This window comes from Streptomyces sp. BRA346, from assembly GCF_052851135.1.
In genome coordinates this window covers 1-2,784 of sequence record NZ_JAIWIH010000133.1, presented here as the reverse complement: position 1 = coordinate 2,784, position 2,784 = coordinate 1, and the positions used below count along the sequence as shown (strand labels likewise).

Annotated in this window: 1 protein-coding gene and 1 pseudogene; both read right to left on the bottom strand. The window is 70.8% G+C overall.

From position 1 onward, the window contains the following. A pseudogene (locus LCH29_RS43725) lies at positions 1-2,007 on the bottom strand (type I polyketide synthase); the annotation flags it as partial. A 48-nt stretch (positions 2,008-2,055) separates the two neighbouring features. Then, positions 2,056-2,784, bottom strand: a 729-nt coding sequence (locus tag LCH29_RS43720) for a phosphopantetheine-binding protein (protein ID WP_446467246.1), incomplete at its 5' end; no start/stop codon positions are given.

Here is a 2,784-nt window from a genome sequence, read left to right as displayed (position 1 = left end):
CGGACCCATGCCCCACGACCGCAGCAACTCCACCAGCGCCACCTGCACCGCGAACAACGCCGGCTGCGCATACCCGGTCCCCTCCAGCAGAGCCGCCTCCGCAGACCCCTCCGCCGCGAACAACACCTCCCGCAGTGGGGCGTCGAACCCGGCGGCGCCTTCCAGCTCGGTGTTCAGGTGGCCGCACACCTCGTCCAGGACCCGCGCGAACACCGGGAACCGGTCGTACAGCTCACGGCCCATCCCGATCCGCTGGCTCCCCTGACCGGTGAACATCCAGCCCGTTCGGCCGTCGGTCACCGCGCCGGATATCACGGCGTCGTCACCGGCCGGGTCTGTCAGGCCGGTCAGCGGCGCCGCCCCGTCCGTGCCCAGCACCACGGTCCGGTGCTCCAGGACCGCCCGCGTGGTCGCCAACGAGAAGCCGACGTCGACCGGGGAGTGGTCCCGCTCGCCGAGGAAGGCCGCCAGGCGTTCGGTCTGTGCCCGCACCGATTGGGCGTTCCGACCGGACAGCACCCACGGCACCACCGGCATCGCCGACAGGTCCGTCGTGGCCTCGTCGGAGGCGGTGGCGTTCTCTTCGCCGTCACCGTCACCGTCACCACTGTCACCGCCTGACGCGGCAGGAGGTTCCTCGAGGATGACATGGGCGTTGGTACCACTGATGCCGAACGAAGAAATCCCCGCGCGACGAGGATGGTCGGCGCGGGGCCAGGGGCGTTCTTCGGTCAGCAGGCGCACCGAGCCCGCGCCCCAGTCGACGTGCGACGAGGGCTCACCCACGTGCAGGGTCCGGGGCAGTTCCCCGGCGCGCAGGGCCATCACCATCTTGATGACGCCGGCGACGCCCGCGGCGGCCTGGGTGTGTCCGAAGTTCGACTTCACCGAGCCCAGCCACAGCGGCTCGGCGCCGTCGCGCCCCTGGCCGTAGGTCGCGAGCAGCGCCTGGGCCTCGATGGGATCGCCGAGCCGGGTTCCGGTGCCGTGCGCCTCGACGACGTCCACTTCGGACGCCGTGATCCGCGCGGCCTTCAACGCCTGGCGGATCACGCGCTGCTGCGACGGACCGTTCGGCGCGCTCAGCCCGTTCGAGGCGCCGTCCTGGTTGACGGCGCTGCCGCTGATCACCGCGAGCACCTGGTGGCCCAGCCGCTGTGCCTCGGACAGCCGCTCCAGTACGAGCACGCCGGCGCCCTCGGCCCAGGCGGTGCCGTCCGCGGCCTCCGCGAACGGCTTGCACCGTCCGTCGGCAGCGAGGCCACGCTGCCGGGAGAACTCCACGAACGTCGTCGGGGCGGCCATCACGGTGACGCCACCGGCGAGCGCGATCCCGCACTCGCCGGTCCGTAGCGCGTGGCAGGCAAGGTGCAGGGAGACCAGCGAGGATGAGCACGCGGTGTCGAGTGTCACCGCGGGCCCCTCGAACCCGAACACGTACGAGATGCGGCCGGAGAAGACGCTGCCCGCGTTGCCGTTGGCGAGGAAGCCCTCGACGTCCTTGGGCACGCCGCTCAGGCGCGACGCGTAGTCGTGGTACATCAGGCCGGCGAAGACGCCGGTAGCCGAGCCGCGCAGCGAGTGGGGGTTGATCCCCGCCCGTTCCAGGGCCTCCCACGAGGTCTCCAGCAGCAGCCGCTGCTGCGGATCCATGGCAAGGGCCTCGCGCGGCGAGATCCCGAACAACTCGGCGTCGAACTCGGCCGCGTCGTGCAGAAACCCGCCCTCGTGTACGTGCGAGGTGCCCGGGCGGTCCGTGTCGGGGTCGAAGAGGGTCTCGAGGTCCCAGCCGCGATCGGTGGGGAACGGGGTGATTCCGTCCCCCGCCGAGCTGACCAGCTGCCACAGATCCTCCGGCGAGGCCACCCCGCCCGGGTACCGGCATCCCATGCCCACGATCGCGATGGGCTCGTGGGCTTTCGCTTCGGCTTCACTCAGGCGAAGGTGAGCATCCCGAGCATCGGCGATCGCGCGCTTGAGATATTCCCGGAGCTTGTCTTCGTTCGCCATGCGTTCCTTATCCTTCAGATAGAGCCGAAGCCTGAGCCAGGGGGCTCAGTTCGCCCATGGCTTGCTGTCCATCAGCGAGAACAGCTCGTCGTCGGTCGCGTCCTCGATCCCCTCGGCGCCCGCCCGGATCTCCGGGCCGCCGTCGCTCCCGGCCCATACAGCCAGCAGCCTCTGTAGCTTGCTGCCGACTTCGGCGCGGACGGCCTCATCGGTGGGCACCGTCTCGGCAAGAACCGACTGGAGTTTTTCGAGTTCCCCGAGGAGGAATCCGGCGCCACCGTCGTCCTCCGGCACCAACTCCGCCCGCAGGTAGTCCCGCAGGGACAGGACCGTCGGGTGATCGAAGATGATGGTGGCGGGCAGTTGCAGGGCGGTGGCGGAGCTGAGCCGGTTGCGCAGGTCCACCGCGGTCAGCGAGTCGAAGCCGAGTTCCTTGAACGCGCGCGTCGGATCGATCGATCCGGGCGAGGTGTGTCCGAGGACGGCGGCGACAGAAGTCTGCACGATGTCGAGCAGCATCCGGTCCCGCTCGGCGGGCGAAAGCTCCTTCAGGCGGTGGGCCAGCCCCGAGTCGTCGGCGGCCGCGGCACGGCCGAGGGAGCGCCGCTGCTCGGTGGCCGACGCAAGGTCGCGCAACACGCTGGGCAGCGTGTCCCGCTGCCCGGCGAACGCGCTGGTCCGCAGCGCGACCGGCACCGCGACCGGCTCGTTGACCTGCAAAGCGGTATCCAGCAGCGCGAGCCCGTCCCGCGTGGACAGCGGCGGGAACCCCTG